A 22,412-nucleotide genomic window follows, 5' to 3' on the forward strand; every position below is an offset into this window, starting at 1 on the left:
ACCGCGACCGACGCCCTTCCGTACGAAGCCGCCGACCTGGGATCTTCCGGCCGGGATACGGATTTCACCTTGGGCCGGGAACCGTGTAATCTCTTCCTCGTTCAACCGGTTCGCCCCTATAGCTCAGTCGGTAGAGCGTCTCCATGGTAAGGAGAAGGTCTGCGGTTCGATTCCGCATGGGGGCTCTGATGAGAGGGATCCACCTCGGTGGTGATCTGTCATCAAGGCGGTGTAGCTCAGTTGGTAGAGCAAGCGGCTCATAATCGCTGTGTCACCGGTTCAAGTCCGGTCACCGCTACCCCGCGTAGTCGGTCGGGAGAACACCAACCCCGATCGGCTACTCTTGTTGTGTCATCACCCCGTTGTCCAAGGAAGGCACTCCCGTGGCTGCCACCGATGTCCGCCCGAAGATCACGCTGGCTTGCGTGGAGTGCAAGGAGCGGAACTACATCACCAAGAAGAACCGGCGTAACGACCCGGACCGTCTTGAGATGAAGAAGCACTGCCCCCGCTGCAACTCGCACACCGCGCACCGCGAGACCCGTTGATCCCATAAGGAGTCATCGGGCCTGGCCGTGACAGGTCTTGACTTCAGGCCGTATCCCGATTCGGGATGCGGCCTGAAGTCATTTCTGTGCTGGTATGACTGACACACCCGGATAACTGAGGAGCAGTTCCATGGCACTCGACCCCTCGTTCATCGGGCGGAGCTACCCGCCCACCGAGCCGTACCAGGTGAGTCGGGAGAAGATCCGTGAGTTCGCGATCGCCGTGCGCGACCCGAACCCCGCCTACCTCGACCCGGAGGCGGCCAAGGCGCTCGGCTACTCCGACGTGATCGCTCCGCCGACCTTCCCGGTGGTGATCTCCATGCCGGCCGCTGACCAGGTGATCGAGGACCCGGAGTTGGGGCTGGACTTCAGCCGGGTGGTGCACGGCGACCAGAAGTTCAGCTACGCCCGCCCGCTGCGGGCCGGCGACCGGGTGCGGGCGGTGCTGACCATCGACAACATCAAGTCGCTGGCCGGCAATGATGTGTTGACCGTCACGGCGGAGCTGTTGGAGGACAGCGGCGAGTACCTGGCGAAGGCCACCATGACCCTGGTCGCCCGCGCGGCCGCCGCCGACGAGACGAAGGGCGAGTGACCCCGATGGCGATCAGCTTCGACGAGGTCGAGGTCGGCACCGAGCTGCCGGCCCAGTCGTTCCCGGTGGACCGGGCCGCGCTGGTGCGGTACGCGGGCGCCTCGGGCGACTTCAACCCGATCCACTGGAACGAGAAGTTCGCCCTGGAGGTGGGCCTGCCGGACGTGATCGCGCACGGCATGTTCACCATGGCCGAGGCGATCCGGGTGGTCACCGACTGGACCGGCGACCCGGGCGCGGTGGTCGAGTACGGCGTGCGGTTCAGCCGCCCCGTGGTGGTGCCCAACGACGGGGTGGGCGCGGTGATCGAGGTCTCCGGCAAGGTGGCCAAGCTGCTGGAGGACCGCCGGGTGCAGGTGGACCTGGTGGCGACCAGCGGTGGTCAGAAGGTGCTCGGGATGTCCCGCGCGGTGGTCCAGCTCGGCTGAGCCGCCCGCCGAGGCGCCGTCCCCGTTGTAGGGGTGGCGCCTCTCTTTACGGGTAGCATGGATAGCGACAGGTTCCACTATCTGCAATCGATGTGGAGGGCAGCGCCATGCCCACGCTCCCCTGGACCGTTCCCAACCCGCCCCGCCCCGGCGCCGACCGGGTGCTGCTGATGGCCTCCCGCTTCGAGGTCCGCTCGCTGCGCGACGTCCCGAGCTTCCTCCTCGGCTCGCTGCGGATCTGGCGTCAGGTCTCCCGCGCGCCCGGCGCGCTCGGGGCCTCGCTGGTCGCCCAGCCGCTGCGGCGCACCTTCTGGACCCTCTCCGCCTGGGAGGGCCGGGCCGAACTGGACGCCTTCGCCGGATCCGAGCCGCACCGCACCGTGATGCGGGCACAGCGCCCGGCGATGGCCGCCTCGCTCTTCACCTTCTGGGAGGCCCCGGTCGGCGAGCTGCCGGCCGACTGGGCCGAGGCCCGCCGCCGGCTCGCCGCGGCGGCCGCCGAACGGGCCGCGGACTGACCGGCCGTCAGCGCGCCTCGAAGATCCGGTGCGAGGCGTCCTCCTGGGCGAGCCGGCGCAGCCCGGCGATCAGCGCGTCGCCCAGCACGGTGCCGACCACCGCGCCCTCCACCTTGCCGGCCACCCCCTCGCGCCGGGCGATCGCCGCCAGTTCCGCGGTGGCGAGCCGCCCGGCCGCGGCGGCGTAGTCGTCCAGCAGCTCCAGCAGGTCGTCCTGCTCCAGCTCGCGCAGGGTCACCACCAGCTGGGCGAGCGCGCTGCGGGCCGGGTTCTCCGCGGTCACCTGCCACCCGTGCCGGGCCACCAGCTCGTCGACCTGCCGCTCGGCCCGGGCCCACTCGGCCGTGTCGACCGGGGTCACCTGGGGGGTCACCGCCTGCTGGGCCACGCCGAGCACCGCGTGCAGCCCGTCGGCGGGCCGGTCCACCGCGGTGAGCACCTCGCGGGCGGCGGCCACCGAGAGCTTGCCGGCCTCGGTGAGCGCGCGGATCAGCTTCAGCCGGCGCAGGTGCTCCTCGCCGTACTGGGCCTGGTTGTGGCTGGTCAGCTCGCCGCTCGGGAGCAGGCCCTCGCGCAGGTAGTACTTGATCGTCGGCACCGGCACCCCGGTGCGCTTGCTGAGCTCGCCGATCCGCATATGGATACTGTACGTCTCCATGTGCCGTCGGTATCCGCCCCGCCCGTATACCGTGGTCGGGTGCATGTGACCGAGAACGCGCCCCTCGCCCCGCTGACCACCCTGCGGCTCGGCGGCCCGGCCCGCCGGCTGGTGACCGCGCACACCGACCAGGAGGTGATCGCCGCGGTGCAGGCCGCCGACGCGGTCGGCGAGCCGCTGCTGGTGATCGGCGGCGGCAGCAACCTGGTGATCGGCGACGCCGGCTTCGACGGCACCGTGCTGCGGATCGCCACCACCGGCAGCACCCTGGACGGCACCGTGCTGGAGCTGGCCGCCGGCGAGGTGTGGGCCGACGCGGTCGCCACCGTGGTGCTGGAGCACGGCTTGGCCGGCATCGAGTTCCTGGCCGGCATCCCCGGCTCGGCCGGCGCGACCCCGGTGCAGAACGTCGGCGCCTACGGCCAGGAGGTCTCCCAGACCATCACCGAGGTGGTGGCCTACGACCGGCGGGCCGGCGAACTGGTCACCCTGACCAACGCCGAGTGCGGCTTCTCCTACCGGCACAGCCGCTTCAAGGCCGAGCCGGACCGCTGGGTGGTGCTCCGGGTCCGCTTCGGCCTGGAGGACCACGGCGGCCTCTCCACCCCGATCCGCTACCCCGAGGTGGCCCGGCACTACGGCGTCGAGGCGGGCGGGCGGGTCGAGGTGGCCGCCGCCTGGAACGCGGTGCTGGAACTGCGGGCCGGCAAGGGCATGGTGCTGGACGAGACGGACCACGACACCTGGTCGGCCGGCTCCTTCTTCACCAACCCGGTGCTGACGCCGGAGCAGTACCAGGCCTTCCTGGCCCGGCTGGACGGCCGGCAGGCCCCCGCCTACCCGGCGCCGGACGGTGCCACCAAGACCTCGGCGGCCTGGCTGATCGACCACGCGGGCTTCCGCAAGGGCTACGGCAGCGGCCCCGCGACCCTCTCCACCAAGCACACCCTGGCGCTCACCAACCGGGGCCGGGCCACCACCGCGGACCTGCTCTCGCTGGCCCGGGAGATCCGGGCCGGCGTGCACGCCGCCTTCGGCGTCGAGCTCGTCAACGAGCCCGTGATGGTCGGCGTCGAGCTCTGACGCCCGGTCAGCGGCGGGCCCGGCGCACGCCGTAGGCCACCGCGATCACGAGCAGGATGAGGATGAAGAGCCAGAACATGAAGCCGCCGCCGGGACCTGGCCCGATCGACCGGCTGGAGTGCCAGAAGTAGTAGTTGTGCGTCACGTGGGTCACGTGGGTGACATGCGTGACGTGGGTCGTGTGCGACGTGGTGCTCGTGTGGGTCGTGTGCGTCGTATGCGTGACCGTCGAATGGCTGCTCATGGATCGTCAGATTGTCATGCCGCAGGCCCGGTGAGCCAGAGATCGATCTCACTCAGCAACTCCTTGCGCACCCCCTCCGGGGCCCGCGAGCCGCGCACCGACTGCCGGGCCAGCTCGGCCAGCTCCTGGTCGGAGAAGCCGTGCACCTCCCGCGCCAGCCGGTACTGCTCGGCCAGCCGGGAGCCGAAGAGCAGCGGGTCGTCGGCGCCCAGCGCGAGCGGCACCCCGGACTCGAAGAGGGCGCGCAGCGGCACCGCGCCCGGCGCCTCGTAGACCCCGAGCGCCACGTTGGAGGCCGGACACACCTCGCAGGTGATCTGACGGTCCGCCAGCCGCTGGAGCAGCCGCGGGTCCTCGGCGGCCCGCACCCCGTGGCCGATCCGACCGGCGCCCAGGTCGTCCAGGCAGTCCCGGACCGACTCCGGACCGGCCAGCTCGCCGCCGTGCGGGGCGGCCAGCAGCCCGCCGCGCCGGGCGATCGCGAAGGCCCGGTCGAACTCGCGGGCCAGCCCGCGCCGTTCGTCGTTGGACAGGCCGAAGCCGACCACCCCCTGGTCGGCGTAGCGGACCGCGAGCCGGGCCAGCGTGCGGGCGTCCATCTCGGACTTCATCCGGTTCGCCGCGATCAGCACCCGGATCCCCACCCCGGTGGCCGCCGAGGCCTCCCGGACCGCGTCCAGCACCAGCTCGATGGTCGGGATCAACCCGCCCAGCCGGGGCGCGTAGGAGGTCGGGTCGACCTGGATCTCCAGCCAGCGCGAGCCGTCCGCCACCTCGTCCTCGGCGGTCTCCCGGACCAGCCGGCGGATGTCGGACTCGTCCCGCAGCACCGAGCGCGCCGTGTCGTAGAGCCGCTGGAACCGGAACCAGCCCCGCTCGTCGGTGGCCCGCAGCTTCGGGGGAGTGCCGGAACTCAGCGCCTCGGGCAGCCGGACCCCGTGCTTGACCGCCAGTTCCAGCAGGGTGGCGGGGCGCATCGAACCGGTGAAGTGCAGGTGCAGGTGGGCCTTCGGCAGTGCCGCGACGTCTCGCTGTTCCATCCACGAATCCTGCCGCAAACCCCGGTAAAAGGGGAACCGCCCTGTTCGGGTCCCCCGAAGGGGTGAACGGGGCGGTTCCGCCTGAGCTGACGCGGGGTCAGCCGGGGTCAGTCGGGGTCAGTCGCGGGCCTCGCCGAGCAGCTTCTGCATCCGCTGCACGCCCTCGGCCAGGTCGGCGTCGCCCAGCGCGTAGGACAGCCGCAGGTAGCCCGGGGTGCCGAAGGCCTCGCCCGGCACCACCGCGACCTCGGCCTCGTCCAGGATCAGCGCGGCCAGCTCGCCGGAGGTCTGCGGACGCTTGCCGCGGATCTCCTTGCCCAGCAGGCCCTTGACCGAGGGGTAGGCGTAGAACGCGCCGAGCGGCTCGGGGCAGTAGACGCCCTCGATCTCGTTGAGCATCCGCACGATGGTCCGGCGGCGCCGGTCGAAGGCGGCCTTCATCTCCTCGACCGCCGACAGGTCGCCGCTGACCGCGGCCAGCGCGGCCTGCTGGGCCACGTTGCTGACGTTGGAGGTGGCGTGCGACTGCAGGTTGGCGGCGGCGGCCACCACGTCCTTGGGGCCGATCAGCCACCCCACCCGCCAGCCGGTCATCGCGTAGGTCTTCGCCACGCCGTTGACCACGATGCACTTGTCGGCCAGCTCGGGCAGCAGGGCCGGCAGCGAGGTGAAGGTCGCGTCGCCGTAGACCAGGTGCTGGTAGATCTCGTCGGTGAGCACCCACAGCCCGTGCTCCAGCGCCCAGCGGCCGATCGCCTCGGCCTCGGCCTCGGTGTAGACCGAGCCGGTCGGGTTGGACGGCGAGACGAAGAGCACCACCTTGGTGTTCCCGGTGCGGGCCGCCTCCAGCTGCTCCACCGTCACCTTGTAGTCGGCGGTCTCGTCCGCGACCACGTCCACCGGCACGCCGCCGGCCAGCCGGATCGCCTCCGGGTAGGTGGTCCAGTACGGCGCCGGGACGATGACCTCGTCGCCCGGGTCGAGGATCGCCGCGAAGGCCTCGTAGATGGCCTGCTTGCCGCCGTTGGTGACCAGCACCTGGGAGGCGTCCACCTGGTAGCCGCTGTCCCGCAGGGTCTTCGCCGCGATCGCCGCCTTGAGCTCCGGCAGGCCCGCCGCCGGCGTGTAGCGGTGGTTCTTCGGGTCCCGGCAGGCCTCCACGGCCGCGTCGACGATGTAGTCAGGAGTCGGGAAGTCCGGCTCGCCGGCGCCGAAGCCGATGACCGGGCGGCCGGCCGCCTTGAGGGCCTTGGCCTTGGCATCGACGGCGAGGGTGGCGGACTCCGCGATGGCGCCGACCCGGGCGGAGACCCGGCGCTCGGCGGGGGACGAGGGGGATGAAGCGCTCATACAGGCATCGTCGCAGAACCCCGGGGGCTACTGCGTCCGGGTTTCACCATCCGTACTCGCCGGGTCCACCTGCTGAAGAGGTTCGACCAAACGCCGCCGAACCCGTACACTCACTGATCGACGGCCCGGGCCAACCGGCAGCTGACCAGAAGCGTTCACCACGCGGGCGGTCGGATGCGGTAGGTTGGGGCCCACTCGGACGCCGCGAGGCGTCGGAGGGCACTAGCTCAATTGGTAGAGCACCGGTCTCCAAAACCGGCGGTTGGGGGTTCGAGTCCCTCGTGCCCTGCTGCACGAACCAATTCCAGCCCGTTCGCTCCACGAGAGCGAGCGGGCTTGATGCGGAGAGGGCACCAGTCCGCTTTGCCCAGCAAAACGACCCGGATTCAGGTGAGGACGAGTGACGGAGACCACGGGCTCCACCGCAACGCCTGAGAGCGGCAACAGCGACGCCGCCGAGGACGCGGCTGTCGACGCCGTGTCCGAGGACGGTGTGGCCGAGGACGACAAGAGCCTCTCCCGCCGCAAGCGCAAGCGTGCCAACAAGGAGCTGGGCGGCGAGGGCGCCAAGTCCGGCGGCAAGCGCGCCAAGCGCGGCCTGTTCGCCCGCGCCGGGCTCTACTACCGCCAGATCATCGCGGAACTGCGCAAGGTCGTCTGGCCCACCCGCAGTGAGCTGATGAACTACACCAGCGTCGTGGTGGTCTTCGTCGCCGTCGTGATGACCCTGGTCGCCACGATGGACTGGGGCTTCGCCAAGGCGACCTTCTGGATCTTCGGCTGATCCCACCGCACGCCACGCACCACCACCCGACCCGGGTCGGCCCCCCACACCACAGGGGGACCGCCCGGGTCGAGCTGTCGGCGGGCGTCGGCCGGGCCCGCTACCGTTGACTCGGTACTGTTGAGGCTTGACCGTTCGAGGCTTGCCCGGTCGTAGTACACATCTCCACATCTCCAGGAAAGAAGCAGCCACCGTGTCTGAGTCCCCCCTGTACGACGCCGACGAGACCGTCCGCGAGGCGGATGAGGTCGCCGCCGAGCTGGATGCGGCTGAGGCTGCCGACGTCGAGGACGCCGTGCAGATCACCGACGGCGCGGACAGCGACGAGGACGAGGTCGAGGCGGCGGACCTGGCCGAGGCCGGTGTGCCGGCCGAGGAGGCCGCGCTGCGCGAGGTGAGCGAGGACGAGGCCGAGGCCGCCGAGACCTTCGAGGAGCCGGCCGAGGAGCCGGAGCCCGAGGAGGACGTGGACCCGGTCGCCAAGTTCCGCGAGGAGCTGCGGTTCATGCCGGGCGAGTGGTACGTGATCCACACCTACGCGGGCTACGAGAACCGGGTGAAGCAGAACCTGGAGCAGCGCGCCGTCTCGCTGAACGTCGAGGAGTACATCTTCCAGGCCGAGGTGCCGCAGGAGGAGGTCGTCCAGATCAAGAACGGCGACCGCAAGACCATCCGGCAGAACAAGCTCCCCGGCTACGTGCTGGTCCGGATGGACCTCACCCCCGAGTCCTGGGGCGTGGTGCGCAACACCCCGGGCGTCACCGGCTTCGTCGGCAACGCCTACGACCCGTACCCGCTGACCCTGGACGAGGTCGTCAAGATGCTGGCGCCGGACGTCGAGCGCGCCGCGGCCAAGGAGGCCGGCAAGCCCTCCCCGGTCAAGCCGAGCGAGATCCAGGTGCTGGACTTCGAGGTCGGCGACTCGGTCACCGTCACCGACGGTCCGTTCGCCACCCTGCAGGCGACCATCAACGAGATCAACCCGGACTCCAAGAAGGTCAAGGGCCTGGTCGAGATCTTCGGCCGGGAGACCCCGGTCGAGCTCTCCTTCGACCAGATCCAGAAGAACTAGTACAGACCTTCCGGGGGCGGGGCCGAGCGGCTCCGCCCCCGGACCCGTTTTGGACCAGCAGCGCGCACGCGTTAACCTGGTCCGCTGTGTGTACTGCATGCCGGGTGTCGCCCCGGTCCGGTGCACGCGTCCATCGAAGGAAGGACCCGGAGAGACATGCCTCCCAAGAAGAAGAAGGTCACGGGGCTTATCAAGCTCCAGATCAACGCCGGTGCGGCCAACCCGGCTCCGCCGGTCGGCCCCGCGCTGGGTCAGCACGGCGTGAACATCATGGAGTTCTGCAAGGCCTACAACGCGGCCACCGAGTCGCAGCGTGGCATGGTCGTGCCGGTGGAGATCACGGTCTACGAGGACCGCACCTTCACCTTCATCACCAAGACCCCGCCGGCCGCGCGCCTCATCCTGAAGGCCGCGGGGATCGAGAAGGGCTCCGGCGAGCCGCACAAGACCAAGGTCGCCAAGCTGACCTCGGCCCAGGTGCGCGAGATCGCCACCACCAAGATGCCCGACCTGAACGCCAACGACCTGGACGCCGCGGAGAAGATCATCGCGGGTACCGCCCGGTCCATGGGCATCACGGTCGAGGGCTGAGCACCCTTTTCCCCGTCCCGCCAGGGACTGATCGAGGACAGCCAGTGGTAGGGCCCGCGCGGCCCACACCACGACTCCACCAACACAGGAGCAGCAGTGAAGCGCAGCAAGGCCCTCAAGGCCGCGGACCTCAAGGTCGACCGCGACCGCCTGTACGCCCCGCTTGAGGCCGTCCGCCTCGCCCGGGAGACCGCCACCACCAAGTTCGACTCGACCGTCGAGGTCGCCATGCGCCTGGGTGTCGACCCGCGCAAGGCCGACCAGATGGTCCGCAGCACCGTGAACCTGCCGCACGGTACCGGTAAGACCGCCCGGGTCCTGGTCTTCGCGACCGGTGACCGTGCCGAGGCCGCGCGTGCTGCGGGCGCCGACATCGTCGGTGCCGACGAGCTGATCGACGAGGTCGCCAAGGGTCGCCTGGACTTCGACGCCGTCGTCTCCACCCCGGACCTCATGGGCAAGGTCGGCCGCCTCGGCCGCGTGCTCGGTCCGCGTGGTCTGATGCCGAACCCGAAGACCGGCACCGTCACCCCGGACGTGGCCAAGGCCGTCACGGACATCAAGGGCGGCAAGATCGAGTTCCGCGTCGACAAGCACTCGAACCTGCACTTCATCATCGGTAAGGCCTCCTTCACCGACGAGCAGCTGGTCGAGAACTACGCCGCCGCCCTCGACGAGGTGCTGCGGGCCAAGCCGTCCGCCGCCAAGGGCCGCTACATCAAGAAGACCGCGTTCTCGACCACCATGGGCCCCGGCATCCAGGTGGACCCGAACCGCACCCGCAACCTCCTGGTCGAGGAGGACCCGGCGGCGGTCTGAACCGCAGCCAGGTCTGACTGACCGTCCGTCAGGGCCCGCCTCCCGTCCGGGAGGCGGGCCCTGACGCGTTCGGGAACCGGGGGCGGGCCGAGCGGTGTCCTCTCCCGTGACACCGACAGCTTTGGGGGACACCATGCGGATCACCCGCACCGTCGCGGCCACCGCGCTCACCGGCCTGCTCACCGTCGCCGTCGCGGCCTGCGGCAGCTCGGCGAAGTCGCCGTCCGACAACAGTGCGGGCAAGCCCGCCGGCGGCAGCAGCCCGGCCGCGGCCGGCACTCCCGCACCGGCGGCCGGCGGCGGCGACGCCAAGGCCGAGCTGCTGGCCGCCGCGATCGTGATGGCCAAGGCCGGCAGTGCGAAGGTCACCGTGTCCGGCGCCGACTCCGGCACCGGCAGCAGCGCCAGCGGCGAGCTGGCCTGGGGGAGCAGCACCAAGCTGGACGTCACCGAGCAGCAGTCCGGGCAGGACCTGCGGGTCCGGGTGCTCGGCGACGCGGTCTACCTGGGCACCACCGCGCAGCCCAGCCCGCTGCCCGGCGGCAAGCACTGGGTGCAGCTGCCCAGCGGCACCAGCTCCGCCTTCCAGTCCCTGCCGGTGATGCTCGACCCGGCCGCCCAGCTCACCGCCGCCGCGCAGAGCGGCAAGATGACCAAGGCCGGCAGCGAGCAGGTGGCCGGCGCGTCCGCCGACCACTACACCGGCACCGTGCCGGTCAACGACCTGCTGGCGGGCCTGCAGGGCCTCAGCCCGGCCCAGCGCGCGGCCGTGCAGAGCCAGCTGAACGGCAACACCTCGGTCAAGGTCGAGTTCTGGCTGAACGCCAAGCACGAGCTGGTCCAGCAGCGCGAGCAGCCGCTGACCGCCGCCGCGAGCCCGAGCGCCGGCGCGGCCACCAGCGGCACCGTGACCACCGGCTACAGCGACCTCGGCGTCCAGGTCACCGTCAGCGCCCCGCCCGCGAGCGACCAGGCCGACCCGAGCGCGGCCCTCCAACTGCTCGGCCCGAAGCTCGGCTGACCCGGTGAAGGGGGCGGGATTTGGTGTTCTCGCCCCCTTGACCGTAGGCTGAGCTCTGCCAAAGACCGCTGGTTGTCGTATCGCGCCCCCGGGCCGGACGACCGAAGGTTCTGCGCTCAGCGCAGGCAGCCCGCGCAGGAGAGTTTGGAGCTTTGACTTCCGGTCGCACGGTTTCCGTGCGTCTGTCGAGGTCGTACCGAGCCCCGTGCCTTCTGCGCACCGGGGCTTTTCTCATACCCCTGGCGAGCTGCCCTCCGCTCCAGTGGTCCGAGGCACCGTAGGTCGACTGTTCCAAGGTCGGCCGACCTCGACATCACGGAAGGAGGCGTAAGCCTATGGCCAGGCCTGACAAGGCTGCTGCCGTCGCGGAGATCACGGAGAAGTTCCGTGCCTCCAACGCGGCCGTGCTGACCGAGTACCGCGGTCTGACGGTGAAGCAGGTCAAGACCCTGCGTCGCTCGCTGGGCGCTAACGCCCAGTACGCCGTGGTGAAGAACACGCTGACCAAGATCGCGGCCAATGAGGTCGGGATCACGGAGCTCGACGACCAGTTCACTGGTCCGACGGCTGTCGCCTTCGTCACCGGTGACCCGGTGGAGTCGGCCAAGGCTCTGCGTGACTTCGCCAAGGAGAACCCCGCCCTCATCATCAAGGGTGGTGTTCTCGACGGTAAGGCGCTGACCGCCGACGACATCAAGAAGCTCGCGGACCTTGAGTCCCGCGAGGTGCTGCTCGCCAAGCTGGCGGGTGCCCTGAAGGCCAAGCCCTCGCAGGCTGCCGCGCTCTTCCAGGCCCTGCCCTCGAAGCTCGTCCGCACCGTGGACGCGCTTCGCGAGAAGAAGGCCGAGCAGGGCGGTGCCGGTACGCCGGCTCCCGCCGAGGACGCCGCCGCCGAGTGATCGGCGACGGGCTCACGCCCTCGCAGCGGGCCCGCGCCCGCCACAACCCGTACATCCCGGCACCACCTGCCGAATGAGTGGAAGGACGCCATCATGGCGAAGCTGACCCAGGACGAGCTGCTCGCGCAGTTCGAGGAGCTCACCCTCATCGAGCTCTCCGAGTTCGTTAAGGCGTTCGAGGAGAAGTTCGACGTCACCGCCGCCGCCCCGGTTGCGATCGCCGCCGCCGGTGGCGCCGCTGCTCCGGTCGAGGCCGCTGAGGAGCAGGACGAGTTCGACGTCATCCTCGATGGCCCGGGCGACAAGAAGATCCAGGTCATCAAGGAGGTGCGCACCCTGACCTCCCTCGGCCTGAAGGAGGCCAAGGACCTCGTTGACACCGCCGGTGCGGTCGTCCTGGAGAAGGTCACCAAGGAGGCCGCCGAGAAGGCGAAGGCCGCCCTTGAGGGCGCTGGCGCCAAGGTCACCGTCAAGTGACTTTGAGCTCCTAGCGAGTTCTCTGCCGGGCCGGGCCGGCCACCCTTCGGGGTGGCCGGCCCGGCCTGTCTGCGTTCGGGCCGGGCTGTCGGCGGTGCGGGGTATGGTGATCACCGCTGTAACACCTGAGGGGTCTTCAGCGATGAACAACCCGAGGTCCACGGTTCGGCCGGGCCTTGACGAACGGCGGCGGGCGCGCGATTCTCAAGGCGCGCGCCGACACCCCGAGGGCGGTGGGCCGTTAGTTTGGGTGGCCCCCGGATGCATAACCCGGGGCCGCTGCGGGAACTCACTCAGTGTGAGTCGCGGTGCCTGCCTCTTCGAGGGGCTGGGCACCGCTGCGGTGCGCGGTGCAGTAGGTGCGGTACGTGACGGAGGGAGAGTCCGATTCGGTCTCCGAATCAGGACTGGACAGCAGTGCAGCCATTGGCTACACTGTCCCTTTGCGCTGCCTGTTAGCTGCTCCGTGACTCGTCGCCCGGAGTCGGCGTTGCCCTGACCTGGGATTTCTCCACCGGATGAGTCCCTCGGCAAGGCCCGGCCGGTACGCGCGTAGTGAGCTCCGAGCCCTCGGAAGGACCCCCCTCTTGGCCGCGCCGCGCAACGCCTCGAACAATTCCGCCGCATCCACCGCCCCGCTCCGCGTCTCGTTCGCGAAGATCAAGGAGCCCCTCGAGGTCCCGAACCTCCTGGCCCTGCAGACCGAGAGCTTTGACTGGCTGCTCGGCAACGCGGCCTGGAAGTCCCGGGTCGAGGAGGCGCTGGAGTCTGGTCTGGACGTCCCCACCAAGTCCGGTCTGGAGGAGATCTTCGAGGAGATCTCGCCGATCGAGGACTTCAGTGGGTCGATGTCGCTGACCTTCCGCGACCACCGTTTCGAGCCGCCGAAGAACTCCATTGACGAGTGCAAGGACCGCGACTTCACCTTCGCGGCCCCGCTCTTCGTCACGGCCGAGTTCACCAACAACGAGACCGGTGAGATCAAGTCTCAGACGGTCTTCATGGGCGACTTCCCGCTCATGACCCACAAGGGCACGTTCGTGATCAACGGCACCGAGCGTGTCGTCGTGTCGCAGCTGGTCCGCTCCCCGGGCGTCTACTTCGACTCCACCCTGGACAAGGTGTCCGACAAGGACATCTACTCCGCCAAGATCATCCCCTCCCGCGGCGCCTGGCTGGAGATGGAGATCGACAAGCGCGACATGGTCGGTGTCCGCATCGACCGCAAGCGCAAGCAGTCGGTCACCGTGCTGCTGAAGGCCCTCGGCTGGACCAACGAGATGATCCTCGAGGAGTTCGGCGAGTACGAGTCGATGCGGGCCACCCTGGAGAAGGACCACACCCAGGGCCAGGACGACGCGCTGCTCGACATCTACCGCAAGCTGCGCCCGGGCGAGCCGCCGACGCGCGAGGCCGCGCAGACGCTGCTGGAGAACCTGTACTTCAACCCGAAGCGCTACGACCTCGCGAAGGTCGGCCGCTACAAGGTGAACCGCAAGCTCGGCAACGCCGAGTCGCTGGACTCCGGTGTGCTCACCGAGCCCGACATCATCGGCACCATCAAGTACCTGGTGAAGCTGCACGCCGGCGAGACCGAGTGGCGCGACGACGAGGGCCGCGACATCGTCGTCGAGGTCGACGACATCGACCACTTCGGCAACCGCCGCCTGCGCAACGTCGGCGAGCTGATCCAGAACCAGGTGCGCACCGGCCTGGCCCGCATGGAGCGCGTCGTCCGCGAGCGGATGACCACCCAGGACGTCGAGGCGATCACGCCGCAGACCCTGATCAACATCCGGCCGGTCGTCGCCTCCATCAAGGAGTTCTTCGGCACCAGCCAGCTGTCCCAGTTCATGGACCAGACCAACCCGCTGTCGGGTCTGACCCACAAGCGCCGTCTGTCCGCGCTGGGTCCCGGTGGTCTGTCCCGTGAGCGGGCCGGCTTCGAGGTCCGTGACGTGCACCCCTCGCACTACGGCCGCATGTGTCCGATCGAGACGCCCGAAGGCCCGAACATCGGTCTGATCGGCTCGCTGGCCTCGTACGGCCGGGTGAACGCCTTCGGCTTCATCGAGACCCCATACCGCAAGGTCGTCGACGGTGTGGTCACCGAGCAGGTGGACTACCTGACCGCCGACGAGGAGGACCGCTACGTCATCGCGCAGGCCAACGCGCCGCTGACCGAGGACCTGCACTTCGCCGAGCCGCGTGTCCTGGTCCGCCGCCGTGGCGGCGAGATCGACTACATCCCGGGCACCGAGATCGACTACATGGACGTCTCGCCGCGCCAGATGGTGTCGGTGGCGACCGCGATGATCCCGTTCCTTGAGCACGACGACGCCAACCGCGCGCTCATGGGCTCGAACATGATGCGCCAGGCCGTCCCGCTGCTGCGCAGCGAGGCGCCGCTGGTCGGCACCGGCATGGAGTACCGCTGCGCCGTCGACGCCCAGGACGTCATCACCGCCGAGAAGGCCGGTGTGGTCCAGGAGGTCTCGGCCGACTACGTCACCGTCGCCAACGACGACGGCACGTACAACACCTACCGGGCCGCCAAGTTCACCCGCTCCAACCAGGGCACCGCCTTCAACCAGAAGGTGCTCGTGGACGAGGGCGCCCGGGTCGAGTCGGGCCAGGTGCTGGCCGACGGCCCGTGCACCGACGAGGGCGAGATGGCGCTGGGCAAGAACCTGCTCGTCGCCTTCATGTCCTGGGAGGGTCACAACTACGAGGACGCGATCATCCTGTCGCAGCGCCTCGTGCAGGACGACGTCCTCTCCTCGATCCACATCGAGGAGCACGAGGTCGACGCCCGTGACACCAAGCTGGGCCCCGAGGAGATCACCCGGGACATCCCGAACGTCTCCGAGGAGGTCCTCGCCGACCTCGACGAGCGCGGCATCATCCGGATCGGCGCCGACGTCGTCACCGGCGACATCCTGGTCGGCAAGGTCACCCCGAAGGGTGAGACCGAGCTGACCCCCGAGGAGCGCCTGCTCCGCGCGATCTTCGGTGAGAAGGCGCGCGAGGTCCGCGACACCTCGCTGAAGGTGCCGCACGGTGAGTCCGGCAAGGTCATCGGCGTGCGCGTGTTCGACCGCGAGGAGGGCGACGAGCTCCCCCCGGGTGTCAACCAGCTGGTCCGCGTCTACGTGGCCCAGAAGCGCAAGATCACCAACGGTGACAAGCTCGCCGGCCGTCACGGCAACAAGGGTGTCATCTCCAAGATCCTCCCGGTCGAGGACATGCCGTTCCTTGAGGACGGCACCCCGGTCGACATCATCCTCAACCCGCTGGGTGTCCCGTCCCGAATGAACCCGGGTCAGGTCCTGGAGATCCACCTCGGCTGGCTCGCCCAGCAGGGCTGGGACGTCTCCGGTCTCGGCGACGAGTGGGCCCGCCGCCTGCAGGCGATCGGCGCGGACAAGGTCGAGGGCGGCACCAACCTCGCCACCCCGGTCTTCGACGGCGCCCGCGAGGACGAGATCACCGGTCTGCTGGACAACACCACGCTCACCCGTGACGGCGAGCGCCTGGTGAACTCCACCGGCAAGGCCCGGCTGTTCGACGGCCGCTCCGGCGAGCCGTTCCCGATGCCGATCTCGGTCGGCTACATGTACATCCTCAAGCTGCACCACCTGGTCGACGACAAGCTGCACGCCCGCTCGACCGGCCCGTACTCGATGATCACCCAGCAGCCGCTGGGTGGTAAGGCGCAGTTCGGTGGTCAGCGCTTCGGTGAGATGGAGGTGTGGGCCCTTGAGGCGTACGGCGCGGCCTACGCGCTGCAGGAGCTGCTCACCATCAAGTCCGACGACGTCCTGGGCCGCGTGAAGGTCTACGAGGCGATCGTCAAGGGCGAGAACATCCCCGAGCCCGGCATTCCCGAGTCCTTCAAGGTCCTCATCAAGGAAATGCAGTCGCTCTGCCTCAATGTGGAGGTGCTGTCCTCGGACGGCTCCAACATCGAGCTGCGGGACTCCGACGAGGACGTGTTCCGCGCGGCCGAGGAGCTCGGCATCGACCTGTCCCGGCGCGAGCCGAGCAGCGTCGAAGAGGTCTGACGGAGGTTGGGCCGGCCTGACCGACAGGTCCGGCCGGCCCGCCCCCAGGCCCCCCTCAGACCACAAAAAGACTCTCGATTCACGAAAGAGGGCTTGACGACCAGTGCTTGACGTCAACTTCTTCGACGAGCTCCGCATCGGCCTGGCCACCGCCGACGACATCCGCCAGTGGTCCCACGGCGAGGTCAAGAAGCCGGAGACCATCAACTACCGCACCCTGAAGCCGGAAAAGGACGGGCTCTTCTGCGAGAAGATCTTCGGCCCCACCCGGGACTGGGAGTGCTACTGCGGCAAGTACAAGCGCGTCCGCTTCAAGGGCATCATCTGTGAGCGCTGCGGCGTCGAGGTGACCCGCGCCAAGGTGCGCCGTGAGCGGATGGGCCACATCGAGCTGGCCGCCCCCGTGACCCACATCTGGTACTTCAAGGGCGTTCCGTCCCGGCTGGGCTACCTGCTGGACCTGGCGCCGAAGGACCTGGAGAAGGTCATCTACTTCGCCGCCTACATGATCACCTGGGTGGACGACGAGCGCCGCCAGCGCGACCTGCCCTCCCTGGAGGCGCACGTCTCGGTCGAGCGCCAGCAGGTCGAGAACCGCCGCGACGCGGACCTCGAAGCCCGCGCCAAGAAGGCCGAGTCCGACCTGGCCGAGCTGGAGGCCGAGGGCGCCAAGGCCGACGTGCGCCGCAAGGTGCGCGAGGGTGCCGAGCGCGAGATGAAGCAGCTGCGCGACCGCGCGCAGCGCGAGATCGACCGTCTGGACGAGGTCTGGGCCCGGTTCAAGAACCTCAAGGTCCAGGACCTCGAAGGCGACGAGCTGCTCTACCGCGAGCTGCGCGACCGCTTCGGCACCTACTTCTCCGGTTCGATGGGCGCCGCGGCGCTCAAGGACCGCCTGGAGTCCTTCGACCTCGCGGAGGAGGCCGAGCGCCTCCGCGAGATCATCCGCACCGGCAAGGGCCAGAAGAAGACCCGTGCGCTCAAGCGCCTCAAGGTCGTCTCCGCCTTCCTGCAGACCAGCAACAAGCCCAACGGCATGGTGCTCGACTGCGTCCCGGTGATCCCGCCGGACCTGCGTCCGATGGTGCAGCTGGACGGTGGCCGCTTCGCGACCTCCGACCTGAACGACCTGTACCGCCGCGTGATCAACCGCAACAACCGCCTGAAGCGGCTTCTCGACCTCGGCGCGCCCGAGATCATCGTGAACAACGAGAAGCGCATGCTCCAGGAGGCCGTGGACGCGCTCTTCGACAACGGCCGTCGCGGCCGTCCGGTCACCGGCCCGGGCAACCGCCCGCTGAAGTCCCTGAGCGACATGCTCAAGGGCAAGCAGGGTCGTTTCCGTCAGAACCTGCTCGGCAAGCGCGTCGACTACTCGGCCCGTTCGGTCATCGTCGTCGGCCCGCAGCTCAAGCTGCACCAGTGCGGTCTGCCCAAGGCCATGGCGCTGGAGCTCTTCAAGCCGTTCGTGATGAAGCGCCTGGTCGACCTGAACCACGCGCAGAACATCAAGTCGGCCAAGCGCATGGTCGAGCGCGCGCGCCCGGTGGTGTGGGACGTCCTCGAAGAGGTCATCGCCGAGCACCCGGTGCTGCTGAACCGTGCGCCCACCCTGCACCGCCTCGGCATCCAGGCCTTCGAGCCCCAGCTGGTCGAGGGCAAGGCGATCCAGATCCACCCGCTGGTCTGCACCGCCTTCAACGCCGACTTCGACGGCGACCAGATGGCCGTTCACCTGCCGCTGAGCGCGGAGGCCCAGGCCGAGGCCCGCATCCTGATGCTGTCCTCGAACAACATCCTGAAGCCGGCCGACGGTCGCCCCGTCACCATGCCGACCCAGGACATGGTGCTCGGTCTGTTCTTCCTGACCTCGGACCGCGAGACGGTGAAGGGCGCCGGCCGCTCCTTCTCCTCGACCGCCGAGGCGATCATGGCCTTCGACGCCCGGGAGCTGGACCTCCAGGCGCCGATCAACCTGCGGCTGCCGATCGGCACCGTCCCGCCGCGCGGCTGGACGCCCGAGGCCGTCGACCCCGAGTGGGCCGACACCGAGCAGCCGTGGACCGAGGGTGAGTCCTTCCGACTCACCACCACGCTGGGCCGGGCGCTCTTCAACGAGCTGCTCCCGGACGACTACCCGTTCGTCGACTACGAGGTGGGCAAGAAGCAGCTCTCCGCGATCGTCAACGACCTGGCCGAGCGGTACCCCAAGGTCGTCGTCGCGGCGACCCTGGACAACCTGAAGGCGTCCGGCTTCCACTGGTCGACCCGTTCGGGCGTCACCGTCTCGATCTCGGACGTCGTGGTCCCGCCGAGCAAGCCCCAGATCCTTGAGGGCTACGAGGCGCAGGCCGAGAAGGTCCAGAAGAACTACGAGCGCGGTCTGATGACCAACGACGAGCGCAAGCAGGAGCTCGTCAGCATCTGGACCAAGGCGACCAACGAGGTCGCCGAGGCGATGAACGCGAACTTCCCGAAGACCAACCCCATCTTCATGATGGTGGACTCGGGCGCCCGCGGAAACATGATGCAGATGCGTCAGATCGCCGGTATGCGTGGTCTGGTGTCGAACGCGAAGAACGAGACCATCGCGCGTCCGATCAAGGCCTCGTTCCGTGAGGGCCTGTCCGTGCTGGAGTACTTCATCTCCACCCACGGTGCCCGTAAGGGTCTGGCCGACACCGCGCTGCGCACCGCCGACTCGGGTTACCTGACCCGTCGTCTGGTGGACGTCTCGCAGGACGTGATCATCCGCGAGGAGGACTGCGGCACCGAGCGCGGCCTCAAGCTGGCGATCGGTTCGGTCGGCGAGGACGGCGTCCTGCGCAAGGCCGAGGACGTCGAGACCAGCGTGTACGCCCGCATGCTGGCCGAGGACATCACGATCGACGGCAAGCTGGTCGCGACCGCCAACACCGACCTCGGTGACGTGCTGATCGACGAGCTGATCCGCCACAACATCGGCGAGGTCAAGGTCCGCTCGATCCTGACCTGTGAGTCGGCCGTCGGCACCTGTGCCTTCTGCTACGGCCGCTCGCTGGCCACCGGCAAGCTGGTCGACATCGGTGAGGCGGTCGGCATCATCGCCGCCCAGTCCATCGGTGAGCCCGGCACCCAGCTGACCATGCGTACCTTCCACACCGGTGGTGTGGCCGGTGACGACATCACCCAGGGTCTGCCGCGTGTCGTCGAGCTCTTCGAGGCCCGCACCCCGAAGGGTGTGGCCCCGATCTCCGAGGCCCAGGGCCGGGTGCGGATCGAGGACACCGAGAAGACCCGCAAGATCGTCGTGACCCCGGACGACGGCACCGACGAGATCGCCTACCCGGTCTCCAAGCGTGTCAAGCTCCTGGTCAGCGAGGGCGAGGCGGTCCAGGTCGGCCAGAAGCTGACCATGGGTGCCACGAACCCGCACGACGTGCTGCGGATCATGGGCCAGCGTGCCGTCCAGATCCACCTGGTGGCCGAGGTCCAGAAGGTCTACAACTCCCAGGGCGTGTCGATCCACGACAAGCACATCGAGATCATCATCCGGCAGATGCTCCGCCGCGTGACGATCATCGAGTCGGGCGACGCCGAGCTGCTCCCGGGCGAGCTGGTCGAGCGCGGCCGGTTCGAGACCGAGAACCGCCGGGTGGTCTCCGAGGGCGGTCACCCCGCCTCCGGCCGTCCGCAGCTCATGGGTATCACCAAGGCCTCGCTGGCCACCGAGTCCTGGCTGTCGGCCGCCTCCTTCCAGGAGACGACCCGGGTGCTCACCGACGCGGCGATCCACGCCAAGTCGGACCCGCTGCTGGGCCTCAAGGAGAACGTCATCCTCGGTAAGCTCATCCCGGCCGGTACGGGTCTGCCCCGCTACCGCAACATCCGGGTCGAGCCGACCGAGGAGGCCAAGGCCGCGATGTACTCGGCCGTCGGCTACGACGACTACGACCTGTCGCCGTTCGGCGCCGGCTCCGGCCAGGCGGTTCCGCTGGACGACTACGACTACGGTCCGTACACCGGCTGAGCCCGCTGCTCTCCGTCCGCAGGGCGGTCATCCCACTCGTGGGGTGGCCGCCCTGCGGCGTTCCTCCCTCCCGGGAACGGCTGCCTCCCCCGTGCGGGGGAGGCCGGCAAACCACTCGGGCGAGCGATCCGCGACCAGGGCCCCGGCGGGCAGTCTTGGAGCGTCGGCCCGGAGGGTCCGGGTCCGACGGCTTCGAGTTCGAGGGGGAGCCCGGACATGAACAACCGCCTGACCCGGGTGATGGTGTACGCCGCGATCACCGGCATCGTGATCCTCGCCATGACGGCCTGCGACTGGACCGGTTCGGAGAAGCACACCAACGTCAGCTACGCGATCGGGCAGCCGGTGAAGACGCTGGTGGTGCAGGGCCAGACCGGCAACGTCAGGGTGGTCGGCGGCGGGGACGCGGTCACCGTGACCGAGCACCAGAACTACAAGGACCAGCAGCCCGCCACCACCCACCAGGTCAGCGCCGACGGCACCCTGACGCTGGCCTACCACTGCCAGGACTGCGGGGTCGGCTACGAGGTCCACGTGCCCGCGGGCACCGTGGTGAAGGTGACCGACCAGACCGGGGAGCTGGCGTTCTCCGGGCTGACCGCCGACGTGCAGGGCACCACCGAGACCGGCGACATCAACGCGACCAGGCTGTCCGGCGGCAAGGTCGAGCTGCGCACCGAGACCGGCAACGTCACGGCCGGCTTCAACACCGCCCCGACCGCGGTGGACGCCAACGCCGAGACCGGCTCGATCCGGATCAGCGTGCCCGGCGGCACCGGCTACACCGTCTCGGCCGGCACGCAGACCGGCTCGGTCAACGTGGCGGTCCCGCAGGACTCCGCCGGACGGACCATCGACGCCCACGCCGAGACCGGCAATGTCGCTGTCACGGGGGCCTGAGCCCGGCTTCCCGCTACCGCACCGGGCGGCTAGGCTGCCGCTCGCCCTGCTGGTGGGCGGGGGAGCGACGGGGGCACGGGTGGAGAGTACGTGGCAGGGGCGGCTGATCCGCTCGGTGGCGGGGCGGCCGTTCGCGGTGGACTGCGTGCTGGCCTTCCTGGCCGGGGCGATCGCGGTCTGGGCGGTGCTCTTCGACTCCCGCTACTGGCCGCTGTGGACCTTCCTGCTGGCCGCCGCCACCGCGGCTCCGCTGCCCTGGCGGCGGCGGGCGCCGTTCACCGTGTTCTGGCTCTCCAGCCTCCCCTCGCTCTGCCTGAGCCTGTTCGCGCACTCCGCGCAGCCGCAGATCATGCTGGCCGGGATCCTGGTCATCTACACCCTGGCGGACCGCGGCAAGGAGTGGCAGCGCTGGCTGACCCTGGCCGGGTTGGTCGTCTACAACGTGTTCGGCACCCGCTCGCCGAACGGGCTGATCTTCAGCGAGCTGACCGCCGTCGGCTCCTTCATCCTCGGCTCGATCACCCGTGAGCTGCGCCGGCAGGCGGCGACCGAGAAGCAGCGGGCGCACGAGGCCGGCGCCCAGGCGGCCAGTGAGGCGGCCCGGGCGGTGGCCGAGGAGCGGGCCCGGATCGCCCGGGAGATGCACGACATCCTGGCGCACGCCGTCTCCCTGATGGTCATTCAGGCCGAGGCCGGGCCGCTGGTGGTGCACCGCGACCCGGAGCGCGCGGTGCGCACCTTCGACACCATCGCCGACTCGGGGCGGGATGCCATGGTGCAGCTGCGACGGGTCCTCGGGGTGCTCAAGGAGGTCGGGGAGGCTCCCCAACTTGCGCCGCAGCCAAGGCTTTTGGAGCTCACGGCGGTGGCCGACCGGGTGCGCGCGGCGGGTGTGCGGGTCGAGCTGGAGCTGCCCGAGCCGGCACCCGCGCTGCCGGCCGACGTGGAGGCGGCCGCCTACCGGATCGTCCAGGAGGCGCTGACCAACGTGCTCAAGCACTCCGGCGCCGACCGGGCCGAGGTGGCGGTGGTCGAGCGGGCCGAACGGCTGGAACTGACGGTGCGTGACAACGGGCGCGGGCCGGGCGCGGAGGCGCCCGCCGGCGCCGCCGGCTGGAACGGCGGCCGCGGGCTGCTCGGCATCCGGGAACGCGCCGCGGCCTGCGGCGGGCGGGCCGAGGTCGGTCCGGGCCCGGACGGGACGGGTTTCCAGGTCCGGGCGGACCTCCCGCTGGACCGCCCGGCCCTCGCTAGGTGAGGCACTGTGAAGGAGCACGGCGTGATACGAGTGGTGGTGGCCGACGACCAG

General features: G+C 69.6%; 20 protein-coding genes and 3 tRNA genes. 19 read left to right on the forward strand and 4 right to left on the reverse strand.

All coding sequences use genetic code 11. The annotated features are described in order from the left end of the window. Positions 1 to 112 precede the first annotated feature (112 nt). From FHX73_RS16315 to FHX73_RS16340, 6 genes are all read left to right on the forward strand, one after another. Positions 113 to 185, forward strand: a tRNA-Thr gene (locus FHX73_RS16315). Between the two features lie 40 nt (positions 186 to 225). Further along, positions 226 to 298 (forward strand) — tRNA-Met (locus FHX73_RS16320). Between the two features lie 85 nt (positions 299 to 383). Then, positions 384 to 548 carry a 50S ribosomal protein L33 gene (gene rpmG, locus FHX73_RS16325; protein WP_006604855.1) on the forward strand — a complete coding sequence of 55 codons (165 nt, stop codon included), beginning with the start codon at positions 384 to 386 and terminating at the stop codon, positions 546 to 548. Positions 549 to 678: 130 nt separating this feature from the next. Continuing rightward, on the forward strand, positions 679 to 1,146 hold the full coding sequence (locus FHX73_RS16330; protein ID WP_145905703.1) for a MaoC family dehydratase N-terminal domain-containing protein: 468 nt from the start codon (positions 679 to 681) through the stop codon (positions 1,144 to 1,146). A gap of 5 nt (positions 1,147 to 1,151) precedes the next feature. Further along, positions 1,152 to 1,574, forward strand: coding sequence for a MaoC family dehydratase (locus tag FHX73_RS16335; protein WP_145905704.1), 423 nt, complete (start codon positions 1,152 to 1,154; stop codon positions 1,572 to 1,574). A 107-nt stretch (positions 1,575 to 1,681) separates the two neighbouring features. Beyond that, a complete protein-coding gene (locus tag FHX73_RS16340) occupies positions 1,682 to 2,092 on the forward strand; it encodes a DUF3291 domain-containing protein (RefSeq protein WP_145905705.1) in 411 nt (136 codons plus the stop codon). 7 nt (positions 2,093 to 2,099) lie between these two features. On the opposite strand, the gene FHX73_RS16345 is transcribed toward FHX73_RS16340, so the two are convergent. Further along, positions 2,100 to 2,750, reverse strand: a complete 651-nt coding sequence (locus FHX73_RS16345) for a MerR family transcriptional regulator (RefSeq protein WP_246213560.1) — start codon at positions 2,748 to 2,750, stop codon at positions 2,100 to 2,102. Between the two features lie 39 nt (positions 2,751 to 2,789). On the opposite strand from FHX73_RS16345, the gene FHX73_RS16350 reads away from it, so the two are divergent. Further along, complete coding sequence (locus FHX73_RS16350; protein WP_246213561.1) at positions 2,790 to 3,833, forward strand: UDP-N-acetylmuramate dehydrogenase; 1,044 nt, start codon at positions 2,790 to 2,792, stop codon at positions 3,831 to 3,833. Positions 3,834 to 3,840: 7 nt separating this feature from the next. Here the strand turns inward: FHX73_RS16350 and FHX73_RS44695 are convergent, their stop codons facing one another. The 3 genes from FHX73_RS44695 to FHX73_RS16360 form a co-directional block, all read right to left on the reverse strand. Beyond that, on the reverse strand, positions 3,841 to 4,077 hold the full coding sequence (locus FHX73_RS44695) for a hypothetical protein (protein WP_170304940.1): 237 nt from the start codon (positions 4,075 to 4,077) through the stop codon (positions 3,841 to 3,843). 14 nt (positions 4,078 to 4,091) lie between these two features. After that, on the reverse strand, positions 4,092 to 5,117 hold the full coding sequence (locus FHX73_RS16355) for an adenosine deaminase (protein WP_145905707.1): 1,026 nt from the start codon (positions 5,115 to 5,117) through the stop codon (positions 4,092 to 4,094). Positions 5,118 to 5,234: 117 nt separating this feature from the next. Continuing rightward, positions 5,235 to 6,467 (reverse strand): pyridoxal phosphate-dependent aminotransferase, encoded by a 1,233-nt coding sequence (locus tag FHX73_RS16360; protein ID WP_145905708.1) that lies wholly within the window; start codon positions 6,465 to 6,467, stop codon positions 5,235 to 5,237. 216 nt (positions 6,468 to 6,683) lie between these two features. Between FHX73_RS16360 and FHX73_RS16365 the strand changes: the two genes are divergently transcribed. The 12 genes from FHX73_RS16365 (at position 6,684) to FHX73_RS16425 (ending at position 22,361) form a co-directional block, all read left to right on the forward strand. Beyond that, positions 6,684 to 6,756 (forward strand) — tRNA-Trp (locus FHX73_RS16365). A gap of 111 nt (positions 6,757 to 6,867) precedes the next feature. Next, positions 6,868 to 7,251, forward strand: a complete 384-nt coding sequence (gene secE, locus FHX73_RS16370) for a preprotein translocase subunit SecE (protein WP_145905709.1) — start codon at positions 6,868 to 6,870, stop codon at positions 7,249 to 7,251. A 193-nt stretch (positions 7,252 to 7,444) separates the two neighbouring features. Next, entirely contained in the window at positions 7,445 to 8,323 is an 879-nt protein-coding gene (gene nusG / locus FHX73_RS16375) for a transcription termination/antitermination protein NusG (RefSeq protein WP_145905710.1), read from the forward strand. 156 nt (positions 8,324 to 8,479) lie between these two features. After that, positions 8,480 to 8,914: a 50S ribosomal protein L11 gene (gene rplK, locus FHX73_RS16380; RefSeq protein WP_145905711.1), complete on the forward strand. Its 435-nt coding sequence runs from the start codon at positions 8,480 to 8,482 to the stop codon at positions 8,912 to 8,914. A gap of 96 nt (positions 8,915 to 9,010) precedes the next feature. After that, on the forward strand, positions 9,011 to 9,733 hold the full coding sequence (gene rplA / locus FHX73_RS16385) for a 50S ribosomal protein L1 (RefSeq protein ID WP_145905712.1): 723 nt from the start codon (positions 9,011 to 9,013) through the stop codon (positions 9,731 to 9,733). A gap of 133 nt (positions 9,734 to 9,866) precedes the next feature. Next, positions 9,867 to 10,754: an SCO4651 family lipoprotein gene (locus tag FHX73_RS16390; protein ID WP_145905713.1), complete on the forward strand. Its 888-nt coding sequence runs from the start codon at positions 9,867 to 9,869 to the stop codon at positions 10,752 to 10,754. A gap of 335 nt (positions 10,755 to 11,089) precedes the next feature. Beyond that, complete coding sequence (gene rplJ, locus FHX73_RS16395; protein ID WP_145905714.1) at positions 11,090 to 11,653, forward strand: 50S ribosomal protein L10; 564 nt, start codon at positions 11,090 to 11,092, stop codon at positions 11,651 to 11,653. Positions 11,654 to 11,746: 93 nt separating this feature from the next. Beyond that, a complete protein-coding gene (rplL, locus tag FHX73_RS16400; protein WP_145905715.1) occupies positions 11,747 to 12,130 on the forward strand; it encodes a 50S ribosomal protein L7/L12 in 384 nt (127 codons plus the stop codon). 587 nt (positions 12,131 to 12,717) lie between these two features. After that, positions 12,718 to 16,194 carry a DNA-directed RNA polymerase subunit beta gene (gene rpoB / locus FHX73_RS16410; protein ID WP_145905716.1) on the forward strand — a complete coding sequence of 1,159 codons (3,477 nt, stop codon included), beginning with the start codon at positions 12,718 to 12,720 and terminating at the stop codon, positions 16,192 to 16,194. 103 nt (positions 16,195 to 16,297) lie between these two features. Further along, positions 16,298 to 20,203, forward strand: coding sequence for a DNA-directed RNA polymerase subunit beta' (locus FHX73_RS16415; RefSeq protein WP_145905717.1), 3,906 nt, complete (start codon positions 16,298 to 16,300; stop codon positions 20,201 to 20,203). Between the two features lie 216 nt (positions 20,204 to 20,419). After that, a complete protein-coding gene (locus tag FHX73_RS16420) occupies positions 20,420 to 21,103 on the forward strand; it encodes a DUF4097 family beta strand repeat-containing protein (RefSeq protein ID WP_145905718.1) in 684 nt (227 codons plus the stop codon). 79 nt (positions 21,104 to 21,182) lie between these two features. Further along, the gene (locus FHX73_RS16425) at positions 21,183 to 22,361 is read left to right on the forward strand and encodes an ATP-binding protein (protein ID WP_246213562.1); all 1,179 of its coding nucleotides are present in this window, start codon (positions 21,183 to 21,185) and stop codon (positions 22,359 to 22,361) included. Positions 22,362 to 22,412 lie beyond the last annotated feature (51 nt).

Source organism: Kitasatospora viridis, assembly GCF_007829815.1.
Lineage (GTDB): Bacteria > Actinomycetota > Actinomycetes > Streptomycetales > Streptomycetaceae > Kitasatospora > Kitasatospora viridis.